General features: G+C 60.1%; 22 protein-coding genes, 1 tRNA gene and 1 pseudogene. 14 read left to right on the top strand and 10 right to left on the bottom strand.

The genetic code is table 11. The features are described from left to right. Positions 1-131: 131 nt before the first annotated feature. A pseudogene (locus NLN62_RS12680) lies at positions 132-596 on the bottom strand (copper chaperone PCu(A)C); the annotation flags it as partial. Positions 597-793: 197 nt separating this feature from the next. Here NLN62_RS12680 and hemN point away from each other — a divergent pair. Both hemN and NLN62_RS12670 read left to right on the top strand, forming a co-directional pair. Next, positions 794-2,146 carry an oxygen-independent coproporphyrinogen III oxidase gene (gene hemN / locus NLN62_RS12675; protein ID WP_254109022.1) on the top strand — a complete coding sequence of 451 codons (1,353 nt, stop codon included), beginning with the start codon at positions 794-796 and terminating at the stop codon, positions 2,144-2,146. Positions 2,147-2,282: 136 nt separating this feature from the next. Beyond that, a complete protein-coding gene (locus tag NLN62_RS12670; protein WP_254109021.1) occupies positions 2,283-2,480 on the top strand; it encodes a DUF1858 domain-containing protein in 198 nt (65 codons plus the stop codon). Here the strand turns inward: NLN62_RS12670 and NLN62_RS12665 are convergent, their stop codons facing one another. Beyond that, on the bottom strand, positions 2,481-3,188 hold the full coding sequence (locus NLN62_RS12665) for a Crp/Fnr family transcriptional regulator (protein ID WP_254109020.1): 708 nt from the start codon (positions 3,186-3,188) through the stop codon (positions 2,481-2,483). A gap of 136 nt (positions 3,189-3,324) precedes the next feature. On the opposite strand from NLN62_RS12665, the gene NLN62_RS12660 reads away from it, so the two are divergent. Then, positions 3,325-4,536, top strand: coding sequence for an NnrS family protein (locus tag NLN62_RS12660; protein ID WP_254109019.1), 1,212 nt, complete (start codon positions 3,325-3,327; stop codon positions 4,534-4,536). Here the strand turns inward: NLN62_RS12660 and NLN62_RS12655 are convergent. Next, positions 4,533-7,847 (bottom strand): PAS domain-containing protein, encoded by a 3,315-nt coding sequence (locus NLN62_RS12655; RefSeq protein WP_254109018.1) that lies wholly within the window; start codon positions 7,845-7,847, stop codon positions 4,533-4,535. The genes NLN62_RS12660 and NLN62_RS12655 overlap by 4 nt on opposite strands. A 337-nt stretch (positions 7,848-8,184) precedes the next feature. Here NLN62_RS12655 and NLN62_RS12650 point away from each other — a divergent pair, with 337 nt between their 5' ends. The 3 genes from NLN62_RS12650 (at position 8,185) to NLN62_RS12640 (ending at position 9,854) form a co-directional block, all read left to right on the top strand. Continuing rightward, the gene (locus NLN62_RS12650; protein ID WP_027525202.1) at positions 8,185-8,568 is read left to right on the top strand and encodes a phasin family protein; all 384 of its coding nucleotides are present in this window, start codon (positions 8,185-8,187) and stop codon (positions 8,566-8,568) included. Between the two features lie 577 nt (positions 8,569-9,145). After that, positions 9,146-9,580, top strand: coding sequence for a phasin (locus NLN62_RS12645; RefSeq protein ID WP_027525203.1), 435 nt, complete (start codon positions 9,146-9,148; stop codon positions 9,578-9,580). Between the two features lie 197 nt (positions 9,581-9,777). Beyond that, positions 9,778-9,854 (top strand) — tRNA-His (locus tag NLN62_RS12640). A gap of 583 nt (positions 9,855-10,437) precedes the next feature. Here NLN62_RS12640 and NLN62_RS12635 read toward each other — a convergent pair. The 4 genes from NLN62_RS12635 to NLN62_RS12620 all read right to left on the bottom strand — a co-directional run bounded on the left by NLN62_RS12635 (position 10,438) and on the right by NLN62_RS12620 (position 13,054). Continuing rightward, complete coding sequence (locus NLN62_RS12635) at positions 10,438-11,139, bottom strand: hypothetical protein (RefSeq protein WP_254109017.1); 702 nt, start codon at positions 11,137-11,139, stop codon at positions 10,438-10,440. Between the two features lie 111 nt (positions 11,140-11,250). Continuing rightward, on the bottom strand, positions 11,251-12,108 hold the full coding sequence (locus NLN62_RS12630) for a hypothetical protein (protein ID WP_254109016.1): 858 nt from the start codon (positions 12,106-12,108) through the stop codon (positions 11,251-11,253). A 149-nt stretch (positions 12,109-12,257) separates the two neighbouring features. Next, positions 12,258-12,767, bottom strand: a complete 510-nt coding sequence (locus NLN62_RS12625) for a GNAT family N-acetyltransferase (protein WP_254109015.1) — start codon at positions 12,765-12,767, stop codon at positions 12,258-12,260. After that, positions 12,764-13,054, bottom strand: a complete 291-nt coding sequence (locus NLN62_RS12620) for a DUF1778 domain-containing protein (RefSeq protein WP_254109014.1) — start codon at positions 13,052-13,054, stop codon at positions 12,764-12,766. The genes NLN62_RS12625 and NLN62_RS12620 overlap by 4 nt, the downstream gene beginning before the upstream one ends. Positions 13,055-13,297: 243 nt before the next feature. On the opposite strand from NLN62_RS12620, the gene NLN62_RS12615 reads away from it, so the two are divergent. The 4 genes from NLN62_RS12615 to NLN62_RS12600 all read left to right on the top strand — a co-directional run bounded on the left by NLN62_RS12615 (position 13,298) and on the right by NLN62_RS12600 (position 19,180). After that, positions 13,298-14,311 carry a hypothetical protein gene (locus NLN62_RS12615; RefSeq protein WP_254109013.1) on the top strand — a complete coding sequence of 338 codons (1,014 nt, stop codon included), beginning with the start codon at positions 13,298-13,300 and terminating at the stop codon, positions 14,309-14,311. 228 nt (positions 14,312-14,539) lie between these two features. Further along, positions 14,540-16,069 (top strand): VPA1262 family N-terminal domain-containing protein, encoded by a 1,530-nt coding sequence (locus NLN62_RS12610; RefSeq protein ID WP_254109012.1) that lies wholly within the window; start codon positions 14,540-14,542, stop codon positions 16,067-16,069. After that, complete coding sequence (locus NLN62_RS12605; protein ID WP_254109011.1) at positions 16,059-18,170, top strand: hypothetical protein; 2,112 nt, start codon at positions 16,059-16,061, stop codon at positions 18,168-18,170. The genes NLN62_RS12610 and NLN62_RS12605 overlap by 11 nt, the downstream gene beginning before the upstream one ends. A gap of 5 nt (positions 18,171-18,175) precedes the next feature. Beyond that, positions 18,176-19,180: a hypothetical protein gene (locus NLN62_RS12600; protein ID WP_254109010.1), complete on the top strand. Its 1,005-nt coding sequence runs from the start codon at positions 18,176-18,178 to the stop codon at positions 19,178-19,180. 29 nt (positions 19,181-19,209) lie between these two features. Here NLN62_RS12600 and NLN62_RS12595 read toward each other — a convergent pair whose 3' ends face one another. From NLN62_RS12595 to NLN62_RS12585, 3 genes are all read right to left on the bottom strand, one after another. Further along, positions 19,210-20,466 carry a three-Cys-motif partner protein TcmP gene (locus tag NLN62_RS12595; protein ID WP_254109009.1) on the bottom strand — a complete coding sequence of 419 codons (1,257 nt, stop codon included), beginning with the start codon at positions 20,464-20,466 and terminating at the stop codon, positions 19,210-19,212. 9 nt (positions 20,467-20,475) lie between these two features. Further along, the gene (locus NLN62_RS12590; RefSeq protein ID WP_254109008.1) at positions 20,476-21,258 is read right to left on the bottom strand and encodes a phage Gp37/Gp68 family protein; all 783 of its coding nucleotides are present in this window, start codon (positions 21,256-21,258) and stop codon (positions 20,476-20,478) included. Between the two features lie 74 nt (positions 21,259-21,332). Continuing rightward, complete coding sequence (locus tag NLN62_RS12585; protein WP_254109007.1) at positions 21,333-21,542, bottom strand: hypothetical protein; 210 nt, start codon at positions 21,540-21,542, stop codon at positions 21,333-21,335. Between the two features lie 11 nt (positions 21,543-21,553). Here NLN62_RS12585 and NLN62_RS12580 point away from each other — a divergent pair, with 11 nt between their 5' ends. From NLN62_RS12580 to NLN62_RS12565, 4 genes are all read left to right on the top strand, one after another. After that, positions 21,554-22,150: a hypothetical protein gene (locus NLN62_RS12580; protein ID WP_254109006.1), complete on the top strand. Its 597-nt coding sequence runs from the start codon at positions 21,554-21,556 to the stop codon at positions 22,148-22,150. Between the two features lie 18 nt (positions 22,151-22,168). Further along, positions 22,169-22,828: an SOS response-associated peptidase gene (locus NLN62_RS12575; protein ID WP_254109005.1), complete on the top strand. Its 660-nt coding sequence runs from the start codon at positions 22,169-22,171 to the stop codon at positions 22,826-22,828. A 55-nt stretch (positions 22,829-22,883) separates the two neighbouring features. Beyond that, complete coding sequence (locus NLN62_RS12570) at positions 22,884-23,807, top strand: hypothetical protein (protein ID WP_254109004.1); 924 nt, start codon at positions 22,884-22,886, stop codon at positions 23,805-23,807. A 149-nt stretch (positions 23,808-23,956) separates the two neighbouring features. Then, positions 23,957-25,666: an AAA family ATPase gene (locus NLN62_RS12565; RefSeq protein WP_254109003.1), complete on the top strand. Its 1,710-nt coding sequence runs from the start codon at positions 23,957-23,959 to the stop codon at positions 25,664-25,666. Positions 25,667-25,674: the final 8 nt, after the last annotated feature.

The raw sequence follows: 25,674 nt of genomic DNA, 5'->3' as shown, positions 1-25,674 counted from the left end.
GTGAAGAAGCTTTCGTCCGCTTCGCTGGCGGCTGGCGCGGGCGCAGCCGTTATGGCTTCCGTGCGATTTGCAGACGCCGCCGCTTGCGCGTTGTTTGTCTGCTCCGGCGCTTGCGCGGCGTTTGACTGCTCTGGCGCTTGCGCGCCGATGGCCTGCACGTCGAGCGTCACCTTCACCTCGCCGGCGTGCTCGAATGACAGCGTGACCGGCACCTGATCGCCCTGGTGCAGCGGCGCCTTGAGGCCCTCGAACATCAGATGTCCGCCGCCCGGCGCGAGCTGGACGGATTGTCCCGGCGCGATCGCAAGGCCGGAGTGGAGCGGCCGCATGGTCATGACGCCGTTGTTGATCGCCATCTCGTGGATTTCTGTCTTGGCGGCGAGCGTCGTCGATGCCGCCTTCAGCCGCTCCGGCGCAGCTCCCTTGTTCTCGATGGTGAGATAGCCGCCGGCGACCTTGGCGCCGCCGGGCGTTGCGCGGCTCCAGGCTTTGCTGATGACGAGATCGCCATGCCTCGCATCACCGGCCAGCGCCGGTTGCGACCAAAGGCACGACAGCGCGGCCGCGCAGGCGAATGCGCGCTTGGAATGTTTCATGACGGATGTTTCCCTTGGTTGGAGACGCGCAGCTAGCGCCGAAACCGCCGTACGCGCTTTGCGCGAGCGCAAAGTTCCGACGTTCCAATTCCGCGGCACTTTGAGCGAGCGCAAGGTGGAACGGCCAAATCCGGGGTAGCAGAAGCACTTGCGGGGCGCGTCCCATTAAGACCTCAACATCAGGAATGGATCAGGACATGAGAGCGGATCTGGCGGCGAGCTATGGCGACGAACGTCTGCCGCGCTATACGAGCTACCCGACCGCTCCGCATTTCTCGCCCGCGGTCAAGGCCGAGGCCTACGGCCAATGGCTCGCCGAGCTTCCCACCAATGTCAGCGCCTCGCTCTATCTGCACGTGCCGTTCTGCCGCAAGATGTGCTGGTACTGCGGCTGTCATACCCAGATCGCCCGCCGCGACGATCTGATCGCCGCCTATCAGCGGACGCTGCGTCGCGAGGTCGACCTGGTGGCCGACACCATCGGCCGCCGCATCAAGGTCGCACACATCCATTTCGGCGGCGGTACGCCGACGATCATGGCGCCGGAGGCCTTCACCGAATTGATGGCGGCGATCCGGCAGGTGTACTTCGTGCTGCCGTCGGCCGAGATCGCGATCGAGATCGATCCGCGGACGCTGACGCAAGAGATGACCGACGCGCTGGCGCTTGCCGGCGTCAACCGCGCCAGCCTCGGCGTACAGAGCTTCGATCCGCGCGTGCAGCTTGCGATCAACCGCGTGCAGAGCTTCGAGCAGACCGCTGCCGTCACGCAGACCTTGCGACGCGCCGGCATCAAGGGCGTCAATTTCGACCTGATCTACGGGCTGCCGCTTCAGACCATCGCCTCCTGTCTCGAGACCGTGCGGCGCAGCCTCGAGCTTAAGCCCGACCGCTTCTCGGTGTTCGGCTATGCCCATGTGCCGACCTTCAAGAAGCACCAGCGCAAGATCGACGAAGCGGTCCTGCCCGACGGCCCGGCACGCCACGACCAGGCCTGCGCGATCGCCAGCGCGCTGAAGGAGGCCGGCTATGTGCAGATCGGGCTCGACCATTTCGCGCGGCCCGACGACGCCATGGCGCTGGCCTTCGAGAGCAAGACCCTGCGCCGCAATTTCCAGGGCTACACGACCGATGTGAGCGACGTGCTGCTCGGCTTCGGCGCCAGCGCGATCGGCCATTTGCCACAGGGCTATGTCCAGAACGAGGTGTCGATCGTCGCCTATGCGAAGGCCATCGAGGCCGGCCGTCTCGCAACCGTCAAGGGCTACGCGCTGACCGGCGACGACAGGCTGCGCGCCGACATCATCGAGCGCATCATGTGCGACTACGGCGCCGATCTCGGCGCGATCTGCGCCCGGCATGGCGCGAGGGCCGACGCGATGCTGCAATCCACGCCGCGGCTGAAGACGCTGATCTCCGACGGCGTGGTCAGGCTCGACGGCAACCAGCTCGCGGTCGCCAGGGATTCCCGCTTCCTCGTCCGCAGCGTCGCCGCCGCCTTCGACGCGCATCTGGACGCCGCCAAGCAGCTGCACAGCCGGGCGGTGTAGGTTCCCTCCCACTGTCATTCCAGGGCGCGCGACAGCGCGAGCCCGGAATGACGGGCGGAGGAACTGGCGCCAGCTTGCGCTTCAACAAAGAGGTTGCTGGGAGGGCCGCTATCGTCCCATCGGAACGGAGTTGCCCATGCCCTTCCGATCTGACGATCTCGTCGACGACATCATGCGCTCGGCGCCGCACACGATCCGCGTGTTCCTGGAATTCCGGATGGCGTGCGTCGGCTGTCCGATCGCCTGCTTCCACACCGTCGACGACGCCTGCCGCGAGCATGGCATCGATCGCGCAAAGTTCCTGTCCGCGCTCTGCGAGAGCGTGCCGGCGTAGTCAGCGTCCGCCGTTGGCGCTCTGCTCGGCCAGCACGACGATTTTGTGCGGCTCGCGCAGGATGATGCGCTGGCGGCCGCTTTCGACTAGGCCCTGGCTCTCCCAGCCGCTGAGGATGCGGCTCACGGTGTGCAGCGTGGTGCCGGTCATCTGCGCGATGTCCTGGCGGCTGATCGGAAAATCGATCTCGATGCCGTGGTCGAGCTTCTTGCCGGATTGCTTGGCAAGCCGCAGCAGCGCATGCGCGACGCGCTGCTCGACCTGCTGGGTCGACATCTCCAGCACGCGGGTGTGGCTCTCCTGCAAGCGCGTGCCGACGGTCTGAAGCGTGTTGGTCGCGAGCGGAGGGAACCTCTCGACCAGCCGCGGCCAGGCGCCGGTCGGCCAGGCCAGCACGACGCTGTCGTCCACCGCGGTCGCGGTTGCCGGATATTGCGTGAGCCCGATCGCCATTGCGAGCCCGAAGGTCTCGCCGGGCGCCACATAGCGCACCACGATCTGCTCGCCGGTCGGCGTGGTCTTGGCGGCGCGGACATGGCCGTGCAGCAACAGGAAGAAGGAATGCGCGTCCTCGCCTTGCGCGAAGACCGCACTGTTCTTCGGATGACGTGACGAGCGCGCCTCGCGCAGGATCTCCTCGAGCTCATCGTTCGTGAAGCCGGCAAACAGCGGCAAATGCGCAACCAGTGACGGGTCGACCTTGGCCATTCTGCCTCCATGGCGCGGGCGTTCAGGACTTTGTGATTGCACGCCATTCGGCCGGCAATTTGCGTTAGCGCAAAACTGGCCGGTCCAGCGCCGGTATTTTTGTGTGCAAAGCCCGATTGAGCCGGAGTTTACCGATATGGCTGGCGCCCGTACCCGCAACCACCAAGGCTGGCCGCTGCTGGCGCACAGCTTTCGCCCGTTCTTCCTGCTGGCCGCGATCCAGGCGGCAGTTTCGATCCTGGTCTGGCTGCCGCTGTTCTACGGCGAGCTGTCGCTGAGTTCCGCGTTCTCGCCGCGCGACTGGCATGTGCACGAGATGCTCTATGGCTTCCTGCCGGCCGTGATCACGGGATTCCTGTTCACGGCGATCCCGAACTGGACCGGGCGGCTGCCGATCCAGGGCACGCCGCTCGCGGCCCTGGTTATCGTATGGCTTGCGGGCCGCATCGCGGTGACGTGCTCGGCCGGGCTCGGCTGGGCCGTTGCGCTCGCGGTCGATGCTGCGTTCCTTGCGCTGGTCGTCGCCGCCGCCCTGCGCGAGATCGCCGCTGGAAAAAACTGGCGCAACTTGCCGGTGGTGCTGCTGGTGGCGTTGCTGCTCGCCGGCAACGTCGCGTTCCATCTGGAGGCGCATATCGCGGGCGCCGCGGACTATAGCATCCGCATCGGCATCAGTGTGGTCGTGCTGCTGTTACAGCTGATCGGCGGCCGCATCATCCCGAGCTTTACGCGGAACTGGCTGGTCAAGATGAATCCGGGCCGCCTGCCGGTGCCGTTCGGCCGCTTCGACGGCGGCGTGATCGCCTTGAGCGCGCTGGCGCTCGTGTGCTGGATCGCGAGCCCGCTGAGTGCGCTCACGGGCGTTGCAATGGCGCTGGCCGGCGTGCTGCACATCGTGCGTCTTGCGCGTTGGGCCGGCGATCGCACCACGGGCGAGCGGCTGCTGCTGGTCCTGCATATCGGCTACGCCTTCGTGCCGCTCGGCTTCCTGCTGCACGCGGCGGCCGCCTTCGGCGCGCTGCCGCCAAGCGCGGGCATTCACGCCTGGATGGCGGGGGCGGCCGGCACCATGACGCTTGCGGTGATGACGCGTGCAACCCTCGGCCATACCGGTCAGGCGCTGACGGCCTCCGTCGCGACGCAAGCGATCTATGCCGCGATCGTCGTGGCGGCGCTGGCGCGGGTCTGCGCGGTGGTCCAGCCTGCGCATAGCGAGGTGCTGCTGCATGTCGCAGCATTCGGCTGGGCCGCGGCGTTCGCGGGCTTTGCGATCGCCTTCGGCCCGCTGCTCGTCGGCAGCAAACGCCGCGCGCTGGCGATTCCGCGCGCCGCGGTGCCCGCGCGCTAAGCCCTCGCCAGCGACGGAGCGAACACCACCTCGATCAACGTGCCGGTATTCGCCGCGCTCTTGATGTTGAACCGGGCGCGGTTGGCTTCGACCAGCGCCCTGATCAGGGACAGGCTGAGGCCGGCGCTTTCCGAGGCATCCAGCGGAGGCGGGGTTCGGAACGGCTCCATCGCGGCGGCGACTTCCTTCTCGGAAAGGCCATGGCCGGTGTCGCGGATGCGAAGTGCGACTTCGCCGCGGTCGGTGAGTGCCGTCGAGACGATGACCTGGCCGCCGGCGCTGGCGAGCCGGATCGAATTGCCGACCAGGTTCATGGTGATCTGCCGCAGCGCGCGGGCATCGGCCGAAACCTGCGGCAGCGCATGCGCGAGCGAGGTGCGGATGATGATGCGCTCGCGGTTGGCCTGCGGCTGCATCACCACGACACAGGCCTCGACGAGATCGTTGAGGTTGAGATTGCCGAAGGTGAGATCGAGCTTGCCGGTCTCGATCCGCGAAAGCTCCGAGAGATCGTCGATGATGGCGATCACGCGCTCGCCGGAGGCGCGGATGTCCTTCATATAGTCGCCGTAGCGCTCGTTGCCGAGCGCGCCGAAACGCTCGGAGATCATCACCTCGGCAAACCCGATGATGGCGTTGAGCGGCGTGCGGATCTCGTGGCTGATGCGCGCCAGCATGTCGGCCTTGGCGTTCGCTGCGCCGTCGGCGAGGCGCTGCGCCTGCTTCAATTCGCTCTCGCCCTTCTTGCTCTGGGAGAGATCGCGGAACACGGCGAAGAAGTTCGGGCCGTCCGGCTGGGTGCGGCCCATGATCATGGCGAGCGGAATGACGCCGCCCTTGCACTCGCGGCCCAGCACCTCGCGGCCATGGTCGAGCAGGCTCGCGATATTGCCGCTCCTGATGCTCTCGAGATAGTCGATGACGAGGCGCTGGCTTTCCGGCGCGAACAGCGTCGTGAGGTTCTGCTGCAGCAGCGTCTCGCCGTCATAGCCGAACAGCGCCTCGGCGCTGCGGTTGCAGGCATGGATATTGCCTTCGGCATCGAACATGATGATGCCCTCGGCCGTGGTGTCGAGAATCGCGGCGAGATCTTCCGCATTGGCTTGGCCGGGTTCGAGCTCCGGCTCGGGTTCGTACTCGGGCTCAGGCTCGGGCTCTTCCGCAGCAGTGACGGCTTGGGCAACGACGGGCGCGGCTGGCGGCAGCGCGCAGATCAGCGCATGCGCGGTGTCGCCGTCCCAGTCGATGGTGTGCAGATGGGCCTCGGTCGCGTCAGACCCGTCGGTCGCGCTGATCGTCACCGGCGTGCCGGCCTCCGACGTGCTGCTTTCGGATGACACGCCCGGCGCGACGTAGAGCGCATCCAGACCGCCGGCTTCCTCCAGCGCACCCAGGTTGGGATGGCCGACGCGCGCAAGGAACGCGGGGTTGGCGTAGAGCAGGCGGTCGAGCCGGTAGATCAGGATGCCGGTCGGCACGAGATCGAGCAGCGTGCGGTCGCGCAAGGACTCGCCGCGCGGCGGCGGCTCGGGCTCGGTCACCAGCCACTCGGCCAGTTCGCGCGGCCTCTCCTCTGCGGGTGGGGCAGGCGGCTCCTCGACGATCGCCTGCGTCGTCTCTTGCGGCTCGACGATTGCGGCGGCCGCGTCCCTTTCGCGCTCGAGCCGCTCGGACAATTGCCGGGCGAGCTCGTTGAAGGCGGAGTTTTCGACCGGTGTCAGCATCGGCGATTTGTTGTCGCCGAGCGGGCGGAATGGCACGACGTTGGGGGGCGTTTCCACTTGCTTATCCAAATCGGCTTGTTGTGAATTCGCGTCGATGAAGGGTTCAGGCAGTTCGGCAATGGGCTCTGGTATCTCTGATACGACCGGCGGTTCGGGCTCCGGCTCCGTGGCCGGCTCGATGGTGTCGGCCGATACGCGCAGCGGCGAAGGCGGATCGGTGAACAGCTCGAAGCGCCTCAGCGCATCGAGCCGGTTGAGGCCGTCGAGATCGCGGCAGACGCCAAAGCCCTTGAAGCCCGCGAAGTTGCGCAGCCGGTCATAGATCGGCAGGCCGGCGAGCTCGACCAGTAGCCGCTCGCCGCCATCGACCGGCCAGTTCACGGTGATGCCGGCCCAGGTGTCGCGGGTGGCGAGAGCCCTGGCGACGCGCCCCTCGGGGTCGAGCGCAAACTCCTCTGAGATCTCCGACCACAGCCGGCCGAAGCCGGCGGCGGTGCGCGCGCCCATCAGGCGGATGAAGTCGTCCGACCCGAGCACGAAGCGCCCCACAGCATCCATCTGCCACACGAAGCGCATGGGCTGATTGCGTGGCGTGGCAGGCGCGTCCGCAGCTGGGGGCGGCTGGTCCATCGCCGCACTGATCGGCTCGGCTTTGGGCGAGACAATGTCTTCGGCCGGGTTATCAACCGCTTGTTCGCTCGCAGCAGTTGCGGCTGCGGGCGGCTCTGGCGCCGCTTCGCCCCTTGCCTCCGCTTCGAGCGGCTCGGCGAAAGCGTCGAACAGCGCGAACTCGGCCGGGGCCTCGTTCGCCAGCGCCGGCTGCTCGTAGTCGGGCAACGCGGGCGTTGCCGGCAGCCCGGATTGAACGGGCGCGGCGGCCGGCGGCTCGGAATTCGTCTCTGGCGCGACATCGCGCGGCATCTGGGCGGCCTCAAATGCGCCTCGCTCGTACAGCGCGACGAGGCCGGTATCGGCACCGAAGCCAACCCGTTGCAGCACCAGGTGGCCGATGCCGAGCGGCGTCCTGGCCCGCCCTTGCGCGAGTGCATCGCAGCGCGCCTGCGCGAGACCTGCCGCGTTGAGATCGGGAAAGCCGAGCAGGGTGCGCGCGGTCTCGCTCGCGCCGATGAACAGGCCGTCCGGTGCGAAGGCCGCCATCGGCACGTCAGCGCCTTCGACGAGGCGCTGCAGCCGTTCCACCAGCGGCATGACGCGGCCGCTCGACGACATCGCGGCGACCAGCACACTGCTGCTGCCGTCGGGAAATTCGAGCCGCGCGCAGGCGCAGGTCATCAGCGTGCCGAGAGAGGCGCCGAAACCGCGCAGCCGCTCGAGCCGCACCGCGCCGCCGGCCGCCAGGCGCCGGCCGAGCTGCGCGACCTGGCGGCGGTGCGGATCGGCCGGCCCGAAGGTCTTTTTGGCGAGCTCGGTGGCATTGGCCGCGCCGAACAGCTTTGCGCCGACCGGATTGGCCCAGACCACCCGCGCGCCGTCGATCGACCACAGCCAAGCCGGCAGGGGGGAGGTCGCATGCACGGCCAGCCGCGGATCGTCCACGCCTCGCAACTGGAAATCCGAGCTATTCATCCAACCGGCTTGTCTTGGTGGTCATGCAACTCTTGATCGCAAGGCCGTCGCAGGAATGGCAGCCTTAAGAAAGGGTTAGTATCGCCTGCGCCCGCGGGCAGGTCCACGGCCGCTGGCCCCGGAAAGCGACCATAAGCCGCGATAACCTTAATCTAGCTGAACCCGCAAGCCCGCCAGCGCGTTGGATGTGGGTAAGGGCTGTGGGTTCTACGGAAGCCGGCCATCGCGCGGTGTCATACCGGCCAGGCCATACGCCGCTAAGCTGGTGGAGCTTCCAAAACAACGGCCAGCCCAGAAGGGCGGACAAGGCCGAGACCAAAACAACAGGAGTGGCAGCATGAGCGAACCAGCCCGTGAACATTTCGAGATTCCCCAGGAGATGCGATCCATGGCGGAGACGAGCTTCAAGCAGGCGCGTGATGCCTTCGAGAAATTCCTCAGCGGCGCCCAGGCCGCGGCCGGCTCGATCGAGGAGCGCGGCGAAACCATGCGCGCCGGCGCCAAGGACCTCAACGCCCGCGCGCTGGGCTTTGCCGAGAGGAACGTGCAGGCCTCGCTCGACTACGCCCAGTCGCTGATCCACGCCAAGGACCTGTCCGAGATCATGCGGCTGCACAGCGAATATGTGCAGGCGCAGATGAAGGCGCTGGCCGAGCAGGCCAGCGAAATGGGCCAGGCCGTCAGCCGCGCTGCCATCGACGCGACCAAGCCGAAGCACTGAGGCCGCTTGGGAGATGTCATTCCGCGGCGATGCGAAGCATCGAGCCCGGAATCCATCGACCCGCATGTCCTGCGGCCCGATGGATTCCGCGCTCGGGCCGCGGGCTCGCTGCACCTCTCCCGCTTGCGGGGGAGGTCGACGCGCGAAGCGCGGCGGGTGGGGGCTTTCCCCACCCAAGGGATTTTCTCCGCAGTTCTCAGACAATCCCGACGCGGAGACACCCTCACCCAAACCCTCTCCCGCAAGCGGGAGAGAGAGCGCATTTCCTTCGTGGCAATGATGCACTGCGGCCCAATGGATTCCGCGCCCTCGCTTCGCGAGCCCCGGAATGACGGAAGAATTTACCGCGCAACCCCAGGGTTCCCTGGTCAGGAACTACGTCCTGGCCGGGATTAAATTGCGGCGTTGCACCTCATGTCGCATTGCGACGCACAATGTTGACATGATATCCGTAGATAAACGGAGGCGCTGGGCGAGCCATCTCGTTTTTAGCGTTTCCACCTCTATCGTACCCGCCATCTTGGGAGGGCGGGCGCCAGACGGCTCACTCATTCTTTGACCATTGTGAGGGATAACCATGACAGGTGCGACTGATCCATTCTCCGCCTCGATCATTCCGTTCGAGGTCCCCGAGCAGATGCGTGCGTTCGCTGAAAAGGGCGTGTCGCAGGCCCGCGAAAACTACGCCAAGTTCAAGGATGCTGCCGAGAGCCAGAACGGCACCATCGAGGCGGTGTTCGCCTCCGCCAACAAGGGCTTTGGCGAGTACACCGCCAAGCTGATGGAATTCACGAAGGCCAACACCAGCGCGCATCTGGACTTCGCCCAGGAGCTGCTCGGCCTGAAGTCGCCGTCGGAAGCGATGGAGCTGTGGAACACCCACACCAGGAAGCAGCTCGAGACCTTCCAGGCCCAGGCCAAGGAGCTCGCCGAGCTCGGCCAGCGCGTTGCTACCGAGACCGTCGAGCCCATCAAGGCCAGCGCCTCGAAGTTCTACAAGCCCGCCGCCTGATCCGATCGGCCTCCTTATAAGTTAAGAAACCCGGGCCCCGCGGCCCGGGTTTTGTTTTGGAATAAGGTGATTTAGGCCGGATTTTAGCTTAGCTGCGGCCTTGCCAAACAGGGCCGTTGCACCTAGTTTCCGGCCCGTCCAGCCCCCTCGGTGCTTCAAGCCTTTCAGGCAGCCTCAAGGGCGGCTCGCGCGAAAATGCAGTTGTAGCTCAGTTGGTTAGAGCGCCTGTCTGTGGAACAGGAGGTCGGTGGTTCGAGCCCACCCAACTGTACCAAATAAATCAGCTGCTTACAGGAAGTTCGGAGATCTGCTGGTCCTTTGTAGCTACCAAGTAGCTACCACCGTAGAGCTGGTTATGGTGCTCGCTAGGCGGCCGACCGAATTGCTGCGTCTTCCGATGCATTCAGTCTGACTTTCTAAGTTCAAGTTGCAGTCCGGATTGAGGAAGGAGGGGCACAGATCCCACCGCATCGTCTTTGATCGCCCGGTCGATTCGAACGATGCTCTCTCAAGGCTGAAACAGGGGTTCGATTCCCCTAGGGAGCGCCGGGGATTTTCAACGACTTAGATCCGTTGAATAAGCGTCGGCGAACGTTGGCGAACCCTAACACACGATTTTAGGATCCGACCACGCGCAAGTTCGCGCGCATAGATCCGACAGCTCTGTTGGCAATTCGAGCGGCAGTACTATCCGCAACGATGTGCAATCCGCCTCCAAGTGAAGGCTTCCGCATCTTCGGTGGTGCAACCGAGTTCGGACCCGGTCCAGAAGAAGACCGCACCCGCGACAGCGAGCGGAAGAGACCTTGCGCGTGACGCGCCTGGGCCGCGATGGCTCCTAAGCGCATTGCGACGCGTCAGGCCATCGCTGTGTAGAACGGCGGCTTGACGTCGAAGACGACCAGTTGAAGCCCCGGCACCGGATCGGCCGCGACATAGCTGTCGATCTGAGGCTGATAACGGTCTGCATATTCGTGCAGGCTGTCGTCAAAATTGGCGATGATGTAGACGATGTGCTTGCTGCTCACGCCGCCGTCATACGACACCATCTGCGCTTTGGCCTTTTTCAGATCGGACGACAGTTTTCTGAAGAAGCCTTCGTCCAACTGGTCGGTGACGCTCCCGACGCCACCGCTGTGCCTGCGCTTGGCCTCAGCATCGGAAGCATTGATTGTCTTGACCTCGCAGAGCACGCCATCGGCCTCAAGGTCCGGCGTTTGTTGGCCAGGGACGGCAGACGGCGGAATGAAACGTACATTTGGATATCCTGCGCCCTTCAGATAATTGTACGCTTTCGCCTGGTTGAGTTTGTCGAACAGAAACTGCCATCCGCGTGTCGGATGTCTTACTTTAAGCAATGGCGCTATTTCACTCTTCAAGAATGCCCACGCTTCCGCGTCCAGCCCCCGCAAATCCGCTTCGATGTCGCGGAACTGCTTCAGCTTTTGACGAATTTCGGACAGCGATTGCTCGAAGTTACGAAAATATGCATCCGGCGAAGATGACGGCATGACCAGGTCATGCAGTTCGAAGACCCGGGGAAGTTCGCGCCGATACATATTCTTCCTCCGCAACATCCTATAGGCGGCAACGAGTGCGACGATAACCAAGGCCGCCGACAGCCATAGGAGAGATTGAGCGGCGCTATAGTTCCCCATCCATCACCGGGATTAGCTCTTCGACGGCGGCTTGGGTTTCACGGCAATGTTGATATGACGATACACAATACCTTCGAGAGTGATATCGTCCGGAATTGGGACTTGCTCTTCCGACACGACGATGGCGAAGCGATAGCTGGTCAGCTCATTGCCCGCGAGAACGCCGCGTCCGTATCGATGCGCTTGATCGCGCGCCTCTTTGAACTTCGCCTCGGCTTGGCTTTTCGACGTAGCTTTCTTCCATTCGGTCAGGACAAGACCTTCGGCATTGCTTTGCTCACGTTCAAATCGTGCAGCCGCTTCCTGATAGACAAGATCGGTGCGCTCTCCCTCCGCGCTGACTTTGAAGGCCCAAATCCCGTGCGAGAGCAGATGAACGGCGCCGAGCGCTTCGCACTGCACTTCGCCGGAAGAGAATGCGGCCTGCCATTTTTTTCGAAATTCTTCGTCAACAACAATCGACCTCTGCAAATGCGCAAATGCCAATTCTGATCTTGACCGGATGGCCTGCTGCACATCGGCGAGCAGGAACGAGATTTCCGGTTCGAACGCGCTGAGGGTGACCAGTCCCGCCCAAACCAACTCCTCGCGACTGTCGGGCGTACCGTCCGTCTTTTTTTGGAATAACGGGATCGCCTTTTTCTCAAACTCCTCAATGCGAGCGGTGACCTCTCGCGGCAGCGCTTTCTGAAAGCGATCGCCGAAGTCCGAAACTTCCGCGATGATGCGCTCACCTTCTTCGCGAAGGCGCGCTGTTCTGCCATACGAGTCGCTAGACCGAACGGACAGGAACCGCGCGTGAAGCTCAGCGGCCTGCATCAAGCCGCGCACGCGGCTGGCAATGATCTGCCATTGATAGCGGTAGTTCATGACGCACGGCTGCTATGTTTGAGATTAGTGGACGCTAGGCCGGACAACCTATTCCGTCAAGAAATGGCGCGCCCGGCTACGCCGGTCGGGCTCTATTCGCTCCACGACCGCCAAATTCGACAGCAATGCGTGCGGCAGTCAAAGAGCGACTAAGGCTCCTGGCCCGCTGCCAGACGAATATCCTTGATAATCATGAAGAGATGGCGTGGATCGGTTGGCGACGGCACGAAGCCGAAATGCCGATAGAACGCCGCAGCTTCATCGTCCTTCGCATGAACGGCAAGCGCTCGTATTCCGACGACATCGGCTACTTGCAGCGTTCGCCCCAGCGCATCGAGCAGCAGTCCAGATCCGATGCGGCGCCCTTGCATTGAAGTATGAACGGCAAGCCGCGCCAGGACCAGAAGTGGGATCGGATGGCGCGGCATCCCTTTCACGACTCGTTCTGGTGCGTTCGCGTGATGAACTTCCCCGGCTACAATTGTATAGAAGCCGATGACCTCTTGGTCTGCTACGGCAACATAGGTCTGCGATGAGTTTGACTGTTGGGCCTGAAGGGCATGCCGGATCAGAAAGCGATCGAGTTCAGGTTGCCCGCAGGTGAAGGGTTCGATCGCGTGATTGCGATCCAGCTTTTCGATGCGAAGCGAACCGGTCACGATTCACTTTTGACATCGAAGACAGACGGTTCGCGAAAGAGACGTTCAAGGCGAGCATGCCGGCGGGGAGGCGCATCAAGCGCGGCAATAAACGCGTCCCAGCTCTTGGCGCCAAGCGTGAAGGCACGCCGATCAGCAAGCCGCTCCTCGGCAACGCTGAGTGCGGAATCGAGCACGAACTCGCTGACCGATCTGTGTTCGGCAGTAGCTGCGGCCTGCAACGTCTGCTTTGCCGCTTTACTGAGCCGCAAATCGAGCTTTTCTGTTCGGTTGATACGCTGACCCATTCTTCACTCCTTGGCAGCACCATACCATACTGCGCCAGACAATGTCATGACAAAATAGATGGGGTACAGATATCAATAAGCATCTGAAATTACTTGAGTATATCTTGTATTTTGGAGTGAGACGAATTGTAATCATTGAGAATGTTCGGTAATTGTTCTAGTCTGCAAATGGGGCCTTCCCAAATGGTCGATCTAGGCTCCATCGAAGCGGAATGCTCGCATTGCGAGCGAGAAGACTGTGACATGACTGAAGAACTAACAGGAGAGCAGAAGCTAGACGCAATCCGCGACCGCTATGTCGATGTGATGACGCCTTTGTTCTTTCCGAAGGATCCCATCGGTCATGACATTATCCGTTACTTTGCGTCTTTGCTGCGCGTGGTGGGCATGGAAGATAACGGCTGGGATCCGTATGCAGAATCACGCGCCATACTCGACGATCTAAATTCGCTAATGCAAATCGATCTGCCACCTGATCGGTTTCCAGCGCCAGACCGAACGATTTTTAGGCTTGGTCTCGTTTTCTACAATCATATCGTTGAGATGGATGCACCGTACGAGGTGCTGACGAACCTGCTGCGATTTGCTCTACAGCGCGGATATAGCCCCAATCCCTTCTATCAATTTCTCAGTGAGAAAGAGCAGAAGCAATTCAAAAAGAGAGGTCTTTTCCCACGGCAAAAAATTAACATCGTCAAAAAATTGGGGACGGAAGCCGGCATTCCAGTTGGCGGTATCATTGAGGAATTTTACCGAGGCGATCTGCGCAACGCCATCAGCCATTCCGATTTCATTCTAACCGATGATGGCTTCAGATGCAGGAACGGCAATTGGACCGGTGCCTTTAAGATCTCATACGAGGAACTCGACGATCTGATTACGAAAGCCAAAGCCTTTATTGGGGCATTCTTTGGGTTGGAACGTGAAGCTCGACGGTTCTGGGGTGAACGTGCCGGTCAAGTCATCCCGTATGACCCTATCTACAAAGGTCTAATGGAAGTCCTGGCGGACAAGGACGGTTTGATGAACGGCTTTAAGGTGCATTGGCCGAATAATTCGGAATCCACCTATCGACGTACAGATGCCGGCATCGATATGTGCAACTGTTTCCTTGATTTGCCCAATTCGACGATCCAGCTTTTTGTTGGGCAATATGCTCGACAACGAGACCCCTTCAGCCCTCTCGTTGAGGCGGGTGAACAACCGGTCTACACGAAGATTGAGGGTTCAGATGCTGAGGCTCGTTGGACACTCTAACATGGCTGTTCGTCTTCCGAGACAGCTCTACGCGACCATTCAACGACTCGCTTGTCGATTGATGGAGCGCGGCGACCTTCGGGAACTGAGGGAATGGGATCGCGCGAGGATCGTGGGTAGCCACGCGCAAAACTTATAAGGGCCGCAGACGTGCACGAACCGGATGGGCCACAAGCCAGCTATGATCCCATTGAGTGCGAGACCGCCTCGCGCTCGTGGTGGCTATGGATGGCTTGGATCGAGCGTCCGGATGGCGGCGGCTTTGTCTATGGTTGCGCGGCGCGGAATTCCCGTTTGCCGGGCTGGAGCGACGAAGCCGCTATCGAGATTCCCGGCGGCAAGCTGGTCGTCCATCAAGCTACCGTCGCCGACGAAAATTTTGTTCACTTCCGCGATGCCCTTAACGCAGGGCAGATTGACGCAAGTTTCGTGCTGCCCTCAAAGAAAGGTCAGGTCCGCATAGCCGCAACGCGCGCCATTCTCCAGACGGGGCTTGGCCAGTCGGGCGTCCGAACCGTGCTGCATTACACTTTGCCGAACGTTAAAAACCTCGTCGGTATCGGGGACGGCGCCCTTGAAAGCGTCCTGTCCGCTTTGCAGGAGCAACTCGGCCTGCCATTCAATGGCGCTTATGCCGCGCATCTCGGCAATTTCGAGCTGTTCGAATTGCGCCCGTGGCTCGACGCGCCGCTACCCCTTCTTATAGAGGCCATCCCCAATCCTGACCTTGACCGCAGCCGTCCCCAAACACTGGAATTCTGCCGGCTACCGGCGTTCGCGGCGGCGGCCCACATCGCGCATATCGTCGGCCGGGTCAACGGCGAGGTTGTTCTCGACCGCCTCGTCAAGCTGCCTCGGGGCGAACGCCGAGTTCCGGTGACTGCACCGGAAACGCTCGATGAATTCGATTTTCGCGTGTTCAGCGAAGATGGCGAAACGCTGCTGCATTCCGAGCAGCCCCGCTTTATCAATCGTATCGGGTTCAATTTGGCGCCGGTCGGCCGTCAGATGACGATCGAGGACGACCTCAGCAACCGCGCAAAAAGCAAAGACAAAAGTTTAGGCTCGCAGGCCTCCACCGTTATCGTTCATTCCTCGCACCGTTCGATGATCGGCGCTCCCCCTCCGGGCAGTTGGCGCAAGTTTGCGGAGGATATGGAGCAAACAGTCGCAACCCATCTGCCATCGCCCAGCGAGGACAAATGGTTTCCGCGCGGCATCGAGGGAGAAATCGGCGCCATTGCGCACCTCAATCACCTCATCGACGGAGGTCAGATTTCGAAGGCCGTCCTCGTCGATCCCTGGTTCGGAGCCGACGCTCTTCATCAATTCGTATTGAGACTTAGCAGCCAGAATGTCCGTCTAACCATACTCACCAGCTGGACCGATATCGATCCCGACACGAACGAAGAACTGCCGCCTAGCGAGAGCCCGACCGCAAAGCTTGAGGCCGCCCTTGGAAAGCTTCAGCCATTTTTGACGCCGCGCCTAACCATGTTCAACCTCGTGGACGGCAAGGACCGCGCCTTTCACGACCGTTACCTGCTCCTTTATCCGCATGAATCTCCGGCCAAGGTTTTTCTCCTGTCGAACAGCATCAACAAGATGGCCGGCAATTGGCCGTTCGCCATGAGCCTTCTGGCGCCCGACATCAGCCGGCAGGTTCAACGCTATATCGAAGCCCTTGCCGACGGCAGCGACATTGCGAAAAACAAATCGCTCTCGGTCAACTTCAGGTGGCCGTCGAATGCGGCTTAACTTGCCAAAACTACAGGACATGCCGAGCGTACACGCGGCGCTCGCATGGCTTCTTCAACACCACGCGGAGAGTGGTATCCCGCAGGCTGCGCAAGCGGCAGGGATGATATTGGCCGACGATGGGCCCCAGTGGAAAGCGGATGGCGACATGGTCATGCGCCTAGCCGAGGAAAATCTGGAGCGATTGCCGGGCGATCCCGACCACTTGGGCGAAATTGTGCACGGCCTCGGCGAAATAGCCGCGCGGTCTCATGTGCCATCGTTGGCGGATCTGCTGGTGACACGTCTGAAGGCACAACGGGCGCTACTATCGCTGCAAAAGCTTTTTGACGCCGCGGTCGCTTGTGATCGCGCCATCCCGCAAGAGACTGGGGTCGACGACGTTGCCCTAGCCCAATGGCTTTCGCGCGCAACGCTAGACTGGAATACGTTCAGTGCAGCCGTGCACCGCATCGGACATCCCGATCGCGTGTTCGGCCATTTCGGCCTGGGTTTCGTCGTTCGCATCCTTTTCCGTGTCGACCCCAGCATTATTGACGATTGGATTGGAGCCCATCCGGATAACCTCACCGTCGCCATCATTGGAAGCGCGGCGCTCCATATGGTCTTTCCGTTTGACGGCAAAGCCGCCACCTCTGCGCTTCTCGAGAGCAAGAACGTTGCCATCAAATGTCTCGGGGCCGCTTCTCTTGTCTGTCCGATCAGCCAGGATTCTCTCAATAGCCTTAGCGATTGCCACAAGTCGCTCGTGGCCGCCGGGTTCGCGTCGTCGGACGCAACGTGGATGACCGGTATGCGCATCAAGAATGCCATCCACGCACGCTACTGGAACGAACATGCGCGCCAGCAGACCAGCGCGCGATTGAGGTACGTCGAGGAGCATCCAGAGCAGGCGATGGGTGGACTTCGCAATGCCGAAGCAGAAAGCAATATGCTGCGGAACCAACTCGGCCACGCTGAGAAAACCTACGCCGAGCTGTTGCCAGCCCTCGAAGACATGCTCGGCGATATGGCGACGGAGTGGCCCTCTGAAGGGCTATCCGAAGAGCAAATGCGCTCGCTCGACCCCATCTTCGTTGATACCGCCGAAATCCGGCATCGGCTGGCCGCGAAACTGACCCATCAGGGTAACAGGGACTGGCTGCTGAAGCGTAACATCGATCGATTGCGGGATTTCATCGGGCTTGCGAAGACGCCTGAAGCCGTTTCGAAAGAATACTTCCTTCCCGACGAGCCTCGTTTCGCGGCCATCGCCGACTGGACCGCGCCGTCTCTTATTCTTCTCTACGAAAAAGATAATCGGGGCGTCGGACGTCGAACGAGCGATCTTGTGTCAAGCACGGCGCTTGCTGCGGAACGACTCATGGCTCAACCGTTCATTTCCGGCCGCCAACCGGGGCCGTGGCAATCGATCATGACGCGCGCAGCGAGCGCGGGGCGTTTTGCTTTTGCAGTCGTCGCCAGCACGTCCGAGGCTCAGCGGCCTTCGGTGGAGCGGTTGAACGAGCTGGCGCTTGACCATGCGTTCAAACTTCTCTCGGCCGGCAATTTTCCGACGGAGTCTTGGAATACATTTCACAGGCTCTCGATCCAGGCCGTGCGGCACATGGAGTTGACCACCAACCCGGACGAGGTTCGAGAGAAATGGGGAACAACAAAAGACCTGCCCGATTTTGCGGGAGCCCTCGCGCTTTGGGCATCACCCGCATTGGTCGAAAAAAATAAGGCGCTCGCATGCAGCCTCTTCGAGCGGGTCTGCATCACACCCTTGTCGCGCGGCAGCTACAATCTTCAAATGTCGCGCATGCTCACGCTTCTCGATACCGCTATCGCGTCAAGCTTTCAGGCCAACAATAGTGACCTGCTCGTATGTATCAAAGAGATTTGGAAGTCGGGCTATCGCGAATGGCTGCCCATCACCGATCGTATGGAGAAAGCTGCCGAGAAACTGGCTCTGGCTGTCGACCATGACGGGACGGAGCGAGCCGAAATCATTGCCGATGAGGTATTCGCAACCTCGTACTGCCGTCGATTGATCGATGCGAACGCGAAGCAAAACGAAAAGCCGCTGATCGATACTGACCGACCTACCGAAAGATAGCGCGGATGCCGGTGCCACCTTCAATCCCGATCACCAACCTTAAAGTCGGAACGACCGCAGTGAGAGACGAGTTGCACTTCACCGGCGGTTTGCGTGCGCTGAGAGTCGAAGGCGGATGGGCCATCGGCCCGGTATTGCGCGAAGGCCATCTTCAGTTTGTCGGGACGTTCGGCGATGAGAACATTGGAGGTGTCGGGCGGTCTGCCGGCACATTGCTGTTTGGTGCAGACGAAATCAGCGGCACCGATCAAAATTTGCCCATCCGAATTTGGCGACCTCTCCTAGGCCCGCCGCTGCTCAAGCATGCAGCAAGCGACACCTGGGGCATGATTGCATCATCGGCCCGCATGGCGAACGACCTCGGATATGGGCGGTTGGCCAGCAATCTTTCCGTAAGCTTGCGGGCCGCGAGTCTTCAATTGCGTAACGCTTCCGACGAATATCATAAGCAGCTTCGATCGGGGCTTGTCGCGGGACAGCAAGTCGGCCGTCGATTTAGCAATGTCCCGATGATTGACTTGCACCTCGCGTTTCATTCGGTTGCCGCCGAGATGGCGAGCGCTCGCGATTACCTTGCCCAAGTTGCGGCACGCCGCGTCAAGGCACCGGATAATATCGATGCCTTAAGCAGACTGGAGGGGTGGCTCAAGAAATCGGCCAATGCAGCCGCGCTGAATGACGATCTGATTGTACGGCTTCTCGCGGCCTCGGATGCAAAAGCCTCTGACCCGTGGCTTGCCGACATCACCGAATATCGAAATCTGTTTCTGCATCGTGATCACATAGGATCGATGGCAAAATGGTTGTGCCTGCACGAGCGTGAGACCGCTTTCGGCCCTGTGCGGATCATCGAAATGGAGATTGATGTCCGACCTGGGGTCGGTGAATCGTGCGACGCGTTGACGCGTTTTGTAATCCTTTATAACCAGCTTTGCAGAATGGCGGACTTCGCGGCACCCCTCGCGCCGCATGCCGCAACACCGCCTAATTTCGTTCATTCCGGGAGCTAGGTAGGTCCACCGTGCCGCGAACCGAGAATTTACGAGCGTGCCTTCGGCGGGATTGAAAACATCGGGAAAAAGCTTCGCTGGGTTTTGATTCGAATAACATCGCTGGCGACTATAGTATTCGCCTTTCGACGCTCGCCGCCGGCCTCGGTGATGACTTCGAGGTCCGGGTTATCGATAATTGCCGAATGGATGTCGTCGGTATGGGCAGGCGTGGCGTTGTAGATGCTCTCATAAAACGTGCCGACCTCTATCGCGTCACCGAATTCCGATACCAGACGCGGAATGTCTGCCGTTAGCTGATCCTTGGCGGAGGCTCGTCCAGACATGTCGAAAAGATAGAGAGCGCCACTGTCGTGAGTGGGATCATAAGACAGCATATCCAGGCCTGACCGTCCGTAGTGCGCCTGAAAGCTGCTATTTGCATGGAGTATGTCGTTGTACCATTGTCGCGCCCTATAAGAGTTCGCGAAATGGATCAGCCAATATCTCCAGCCATCCGGGTTGTTGATCGAGAAGGGACTGACGAAGGGCGCGCAGCTCCAAAATGCTCCGAAGACCAGTTTCTCGGCGACGCCAAGCCAGGTCTTTTTGTTCATGCCGCCTTCGAGGTTCTTCAAATCGGTTTCGCTCAAGTCGATGGCAGCCAGTTGCGATGCTAATGCCGTCGGCTCTTTCGCCCGCAAAAACGCGAGCAGAGACTCGATTGCAAAGGTGTAAAAGATTTCGGCTGACGGATAAGAGCGCATGATGTCAATCAACGTCGAGCGATTGACACGACTGTGTCCGCATTGGTCGAGATTGAATACGACGTTGCGAAATCGACCCTGCTGTAGCGACTGCTTGATGACAGGGTAAGCCGTCTCGAATTCGTCGCTTCTGTATTCGATGCTGATATGCAGCTTGGGATGATTTTGCCTCACTTCAGCAAGAAGCGGCGCGACATGTGTCTTCAGAATCTCGATCGCCTGCGGATTGGCGTCGTTGAGAATGAGCAAGCATTCAATTTCAAGGGGCTTCAGTCCATTTGCGGATCTGTAGATGTTGAACCGGTCCACCGCGGCCTTTAGCTCTTCGAGAAAGATCAGCGGAGAGCCGGGGGCGCCACAGCTATATTTTCCGGCACCTGCGAATCCTTCGACGATGGCCAGTCGGAACTTTTCCTGTTGAGGTAGTTGGCAGCGGACGGTCAGATAGCGAGAGAAATATTCTCTAAGTATTTTGTGTTTGCGCTTTGAATGCTCTTCAAGCTTCGCGCCGTCTGGCCACTGATAAGGCTTTTCAACCATTCTCCCCCACTAGCCGGCGCCCATGGCGTGTTCTGGCATCTGATCCCAATACTGCCCGCGATATTCTCTTCCGTTGGCCTTTTTTGAACGGCGCTTATTATCTTTTCCCCACGTTCCCCATTGCTTGAAGAAGAATGCCGTCCCTTGCCGCGTGCACTGTGAATATATTTCGTCAATCCACTCTTCTCGAATTGGACGGGCCGCGCTGCCGCTTTCGCCGCCGACGATAGCCCAATGAATGCCAGTCAGGTCTATCGACCCGACGGCACCGATCAAAGGTTCGAACGAAACGAACCGGATCGCAGCCGGCACGGCGCGGAGATCATGGGCACGATCACGTACCTCTGCATTTTCAATGCTGGTTCCGAGCCAAACGTTTGGAAGGACGTTACCCACCCGATCGGCAACAAGCTGCGCCATTCGCTGCGGACGCTTGGTGAGAATCTGATAGTTATGCTGCGGGGTCTCTCGCATGACCCGCCAAACATCCAGAATAAATTTGTCAGTTACCTGTTCGTGGAAGAGATCGCTCATCGAGTTTACGAATATCTTCTTCGGCTTCTTCCATCCGTAAGGTATTTCGAGCGCTGCTCTGTCTTCTCTCACGACACCGTTCCAAACGGTTCGCTTGCCGCTACGCCGCGTCAGTCCGTCGTATTTTTCGACGCCCATTGCTTCAAGACGCTTGGCCATTTGCATCGCATAGCAGTTCGTGCAACCGGCCGTGACGATTGAGCAGCCCGCCACGGGATTCCATGTTGCGTCGGTCCATTCAATATGTGTCTCAGCCATGCGACTACTCGGTGCTACTGGTGGAATATTCTACCAAACTAAAGAGAAGTCCTCACCAACTCAATAATGCTCTCCTAGCCGGAATAGGTATGAAATCTCCCGCGTACATAGGCGTGGGAGACGGCCTTCATCAGTTCGCTCACTTCCGATTCCAGATATTCATTCGCGACAATCAGCGCGCGAATAGTCGACCGCAAGTCGCCGTCGCACGCCGCAATCGCCTGATCGATGGCAACCTCAAGCTCGCCCGCGTCCCATGCGTTCGCTTCTGAAGCAGAGGACATGACGCTGTTCCATGTTGACCGGCTTGCCTCTATGTTCTTATTTTGTTCTTATGGAGTCAAGCCGCCGTTTCAAACCGCCCTGGAGCCTGATCCGGGAGAATTCCGACTGCTATGAGGTGCGGGACGCCAACGGCGTGACGCTCGCGTGGATTTATTGCCGCGACGACACCCAGCGTTACAGCTTTGGCGCCAGCAAGCTTACGTCCGAGGAAGCGCGCCGGATCGGCAAGGCGATTGTGCGCATTCCGGAATTCCTGATGCCACGTCAGGGTTTCTATCCGCGTGGTAGTGGACCGCGCTGGCGCGCCGACCGACCCTTTCATGTTGCTCTTCAGGATCAATATATCCGCGAGCACTGGAGTGAGATCAATGCGCTGTGCCGCCTCAACAGTCTGCCCTTCAACTCAACCGGCGAGACCATTCAGGGCGATGGGGTGTGGAAGGTCTATGAGTTTGCCTGGCAAATGGACGCCATCCTGTTCTGGGATCGCTTCGAGGGCCGCTGGTTGCGCGGCACGGAGTTTCACTATCCCGAGCGCCCAACAAATCTGCCGTCCTTGAAACCGCTCGAGAACTGGCCGAAGTTCAATCCGAGGGATACTCGCTGACAGATTTGCAGGACCACCATGTGCAATCTCTATTCGATCACGACCAACCAGGAGGCCATTCGGGCGCTCTTTCGCGTCGTCAACCGCTATGTCGGCAACCTCGCACCGATGCCTGGCGTGTTTCCCGACTACCCCGCGCCCGTCGTCAGGAACGCCGGTGCGGAACGCGAAATGACTCTCATGCGCTGGGGTATGCCACCTCCACCACGTGCGGGCTTCCCCGTCACCAACATCCGCAACACTACGTCCCCACATTGGCGCGGTTGGCTGAAACCCGAGAGCCGCTGTCTCGTTCCGGCCAACAGCTTTGCCGAATATGCGCCCGAGCCCAATCCCGCGACGGGCAAGAAGGATGTGGTGTGGTTCGCGTTGAACGACGAGAGGCCCCTGTTCGCTTTCGCCGGTCTGTGGACTGAGTTCAAAGGCGACCGTGGAAGCAAGTCAAAACCCATCCCCGGCCCACATCTCGTCTACGGCTTCCTGACCACCGCGCCGAATGCGGTTGTGGAACCGATCCACCCGAAAGCAATGCCGGTCATCCTGACGACCGACGAAGAGCGCGATGTGTGGATGCGCGCGCCGTGGGACGAGGCGAGGGCGCTACAGAGGCCCCTGCCGGACGATGCTCTGAGAATTGTCGCGCGCGGCGTGGACAAGGAAGATCGCGCTGCGGCGTGAAAGTTTGGCTAAGCTGCCATGATGCGACATCCGAATCACGCAACCGAGATCCTCCGTGGGTGAGGCTAAGCGCAAAAAGGACGCCGTTCTAAACGGTCCGTGTCCATGCGGTTCTGCGAAGGTTGCGCGCATCTGCTGCTTCAACGGCCGCGACTGGCACAAGGTATCCGCCGTTCTCGGGCTGAAATCCCTGCCGCCAGCTTCGAAGGTCGAGCGGTGCTACATGAAGGAGCTGGGTTCGTGTGTCGGCCCCATCTCCGGCGAACACATCATTTCAGAGTCGGTCTGCCGGGTCTTAATGGCTGACGGCGACTTCTCGATTTCAGGCCTTCCCTGGCTTGAAGCGGGCGAAGAAAAGATCATCGCGCCTCCAACGGCAAAGTGTCTTTGTGTCAAACACAACAGCGCGCTTCATCCGCTCGATGATGCTGCCCACTATTTCTTCGCCTCGCTCAAATCATACTTCGAGACGGATGCAGCATCGAGACACGCGCTTGTCTCGGGGCATGACATTGAACGATGGCTATTGAAAACAGCCAAAGCTGCCGCTGTCTCAAAGAATTTCGCGAGGGGAAGGGAGCGGCTGTCGGGCGCTTTCTCGCAGGACGACGCGATACTAAATATGCTCGACGACCCTCGTCAGTGGCCCGACGGCACGGGGCTCTACTGTGTCATGAACACGGGCGACACGACCGTAAATCACCCGCGTTTTCAGCTCCAGCCCCTTACGAACGACCAGGAAGATATCGAAGCCTTGGCGTTCAATATCTTGGGCTTAGGCTTCGTGCTGTTGCTTGAGCCTCTGGACCTAAGCAAACATCCCTTTTTGCGCGAAGCGAAGTACCGACCGGGGCGGATCGTTGTCTCGTATCCCACTTCAACCAATTGGGTCACGATGAGCTGGGATGACGGGAAGGCGCACGAGCACTTGACAGTCCAGTTCGTACAGCCGGTGCGGCCACGGCCTTCTCCAGCATGAGATGCGCACCCTCGCGCTTGTTCGCGGGTTAAGCTTTTCTGGTGTCACTACGATCCACGTCAACCTCGGCGCGTATGGGCTATTGAACAGAAATCTACTTTCCCCTACCAATGAATCGCAGCTTAACATCGCGGTTTTCCTTATAGATCATGGCCGAACAATTTCCTGCAAATGCCCCCATCCCGATCGTGGTGGCGCAAAACGCGCAAGCCGCAATCACCGCTTTTAATGATAGACCGGCACTAGCGATTCTGCCCGTTCATACGGACTGGAATGACTTTGGCAATCACTTCGGCGCAACGCTGCTGGTGATGACTTCCGCCAGAGAGGCTAAGTCCCTCGACATACGCTTCATGTTCGAGGGGAAAGACCGAACCGAACATGCGATCGCTGAGTTGCTCGGTCAGAGGGTCTGGGCACCTCTTGCCGAAGCCCGTTTTCCTTATTGCTCCGTGCTGGGAAGTCTAGATCTATATCGCGAGATCGTTAGTCTTCTCGGTTTCGAGCGGGCGGTTACGGCACTGCGCTACTTGGGCGACGCCGCGGTGCTGCGCTTCGAAAGGACTGACCCCGCAAGGGTCGCGCTTTTGGAATCGGAGACGTTTTCCTACGGCGCGCTGCGCACCGAACCCACATATGTGGCCTATCGTCGCGGAACAAAGTATTTGCGGCCGCAACCGGTGATCGAGGTCGCGGATGCGGCAACGAGTTTCGCCGTGACGGCGCATCTGCCATCGGCAGACAATCCCTACGTCGTGGATTTTGATTTTGATCCCGATACGCTTTTGCGCAATCGAATAACGGTCCTGATCGGAAGGAATGGGACGGGAAAAACGCAACTGCTGCTAAACTTCATCGCCGCGATGAAGGCTGGTCACGAAACCGATCCCCAGAGCCATCCGGTTAGCATTAGTCCGCCAGCTTCCTTCAATCGTGTCTTTGTCTTTTCCTCGGTGGCATCGGATGTGTATCCGCGGTCAATTTCACCGTGGCTGGGGGTGGACTATCAATACTTCTCGATGATTGTCGGTCAGCAGGACAAGGAGGACTCACTTACGTCGGCTATCACCGACTGCTTGCGGGACGATGGCAAGATTGCCTTTACCGCTGGTGACGGTTCTATGTTCGCGCAGACCGGGCGAATGGCTTTGCTTGACCAAGCGCTCAATTCTCTAGGGTTTGCGCCCTCCGTTTACCTCCCTCTTAAATCCTCAAACGAGCCCTACGACCTTTTTACGCATCAACGCGGAGATCGCCTCTATTATCGACTCGCTGATGCGAAGAACTTAAACGAAAAGCGCCGCATACTGTTGGCGCAAGCTATCGACCCTCAACAGCAGCCGGTGCTCTTTGGAATTGGGCCTGGAGTCCGTGAATTGAGCAGCGGCGAATTGGCAATGCTGCGTTTTGCAGCACAGGCTGCCGGTTCGGCCGAACGCGGGTGCCTGTTTCTGTTTGATGAACCGGAAACCCACCTGCACCCGAATTTTGTTTCGGAGTTCATGGCGATTTTGAACACGGTTGTGGCCGCGACACAGTCCGTCGCGATTATCGTAACCCATTCTGCCTACGTGGTTCGCGAGGTACCCAGCCAAAGGGTCCGTATCTTCTCACTGGAAGATCGCAAGATTGCTATCGACAAGCCACGGCTCCAAACGTTTGGAGCGAGCATTGACAGCATTTCTCAATTCGTCTTCGCGGACACAAGCATATCGCACCAATATCAGGAGACCCTGCAAACCTGGCTTGATTCGCTTGGCCCGAACATCTCGATCGACGCAATTATAGAGCAGTTCGGCAATCAGATGAACAGTGAGACGCTTTCCTACGTCGCGCGCCTCATTCGAAGCCGTTCATAATGATAAAG

Source organism: Bradyrhizobium sp. CCGUVB23 (assembly GCF_024199885.1).
GTDB lineage: Bacteria > Pseudomonadota > Alphaproteobacteria > Rhizobiales > Xanthobacteraceae > Bradyrhizobium.
Note: the sequence above shows the minus strand (reverse complement) of the source record. Positions and strands in the feature narration are given on the sequence as shown.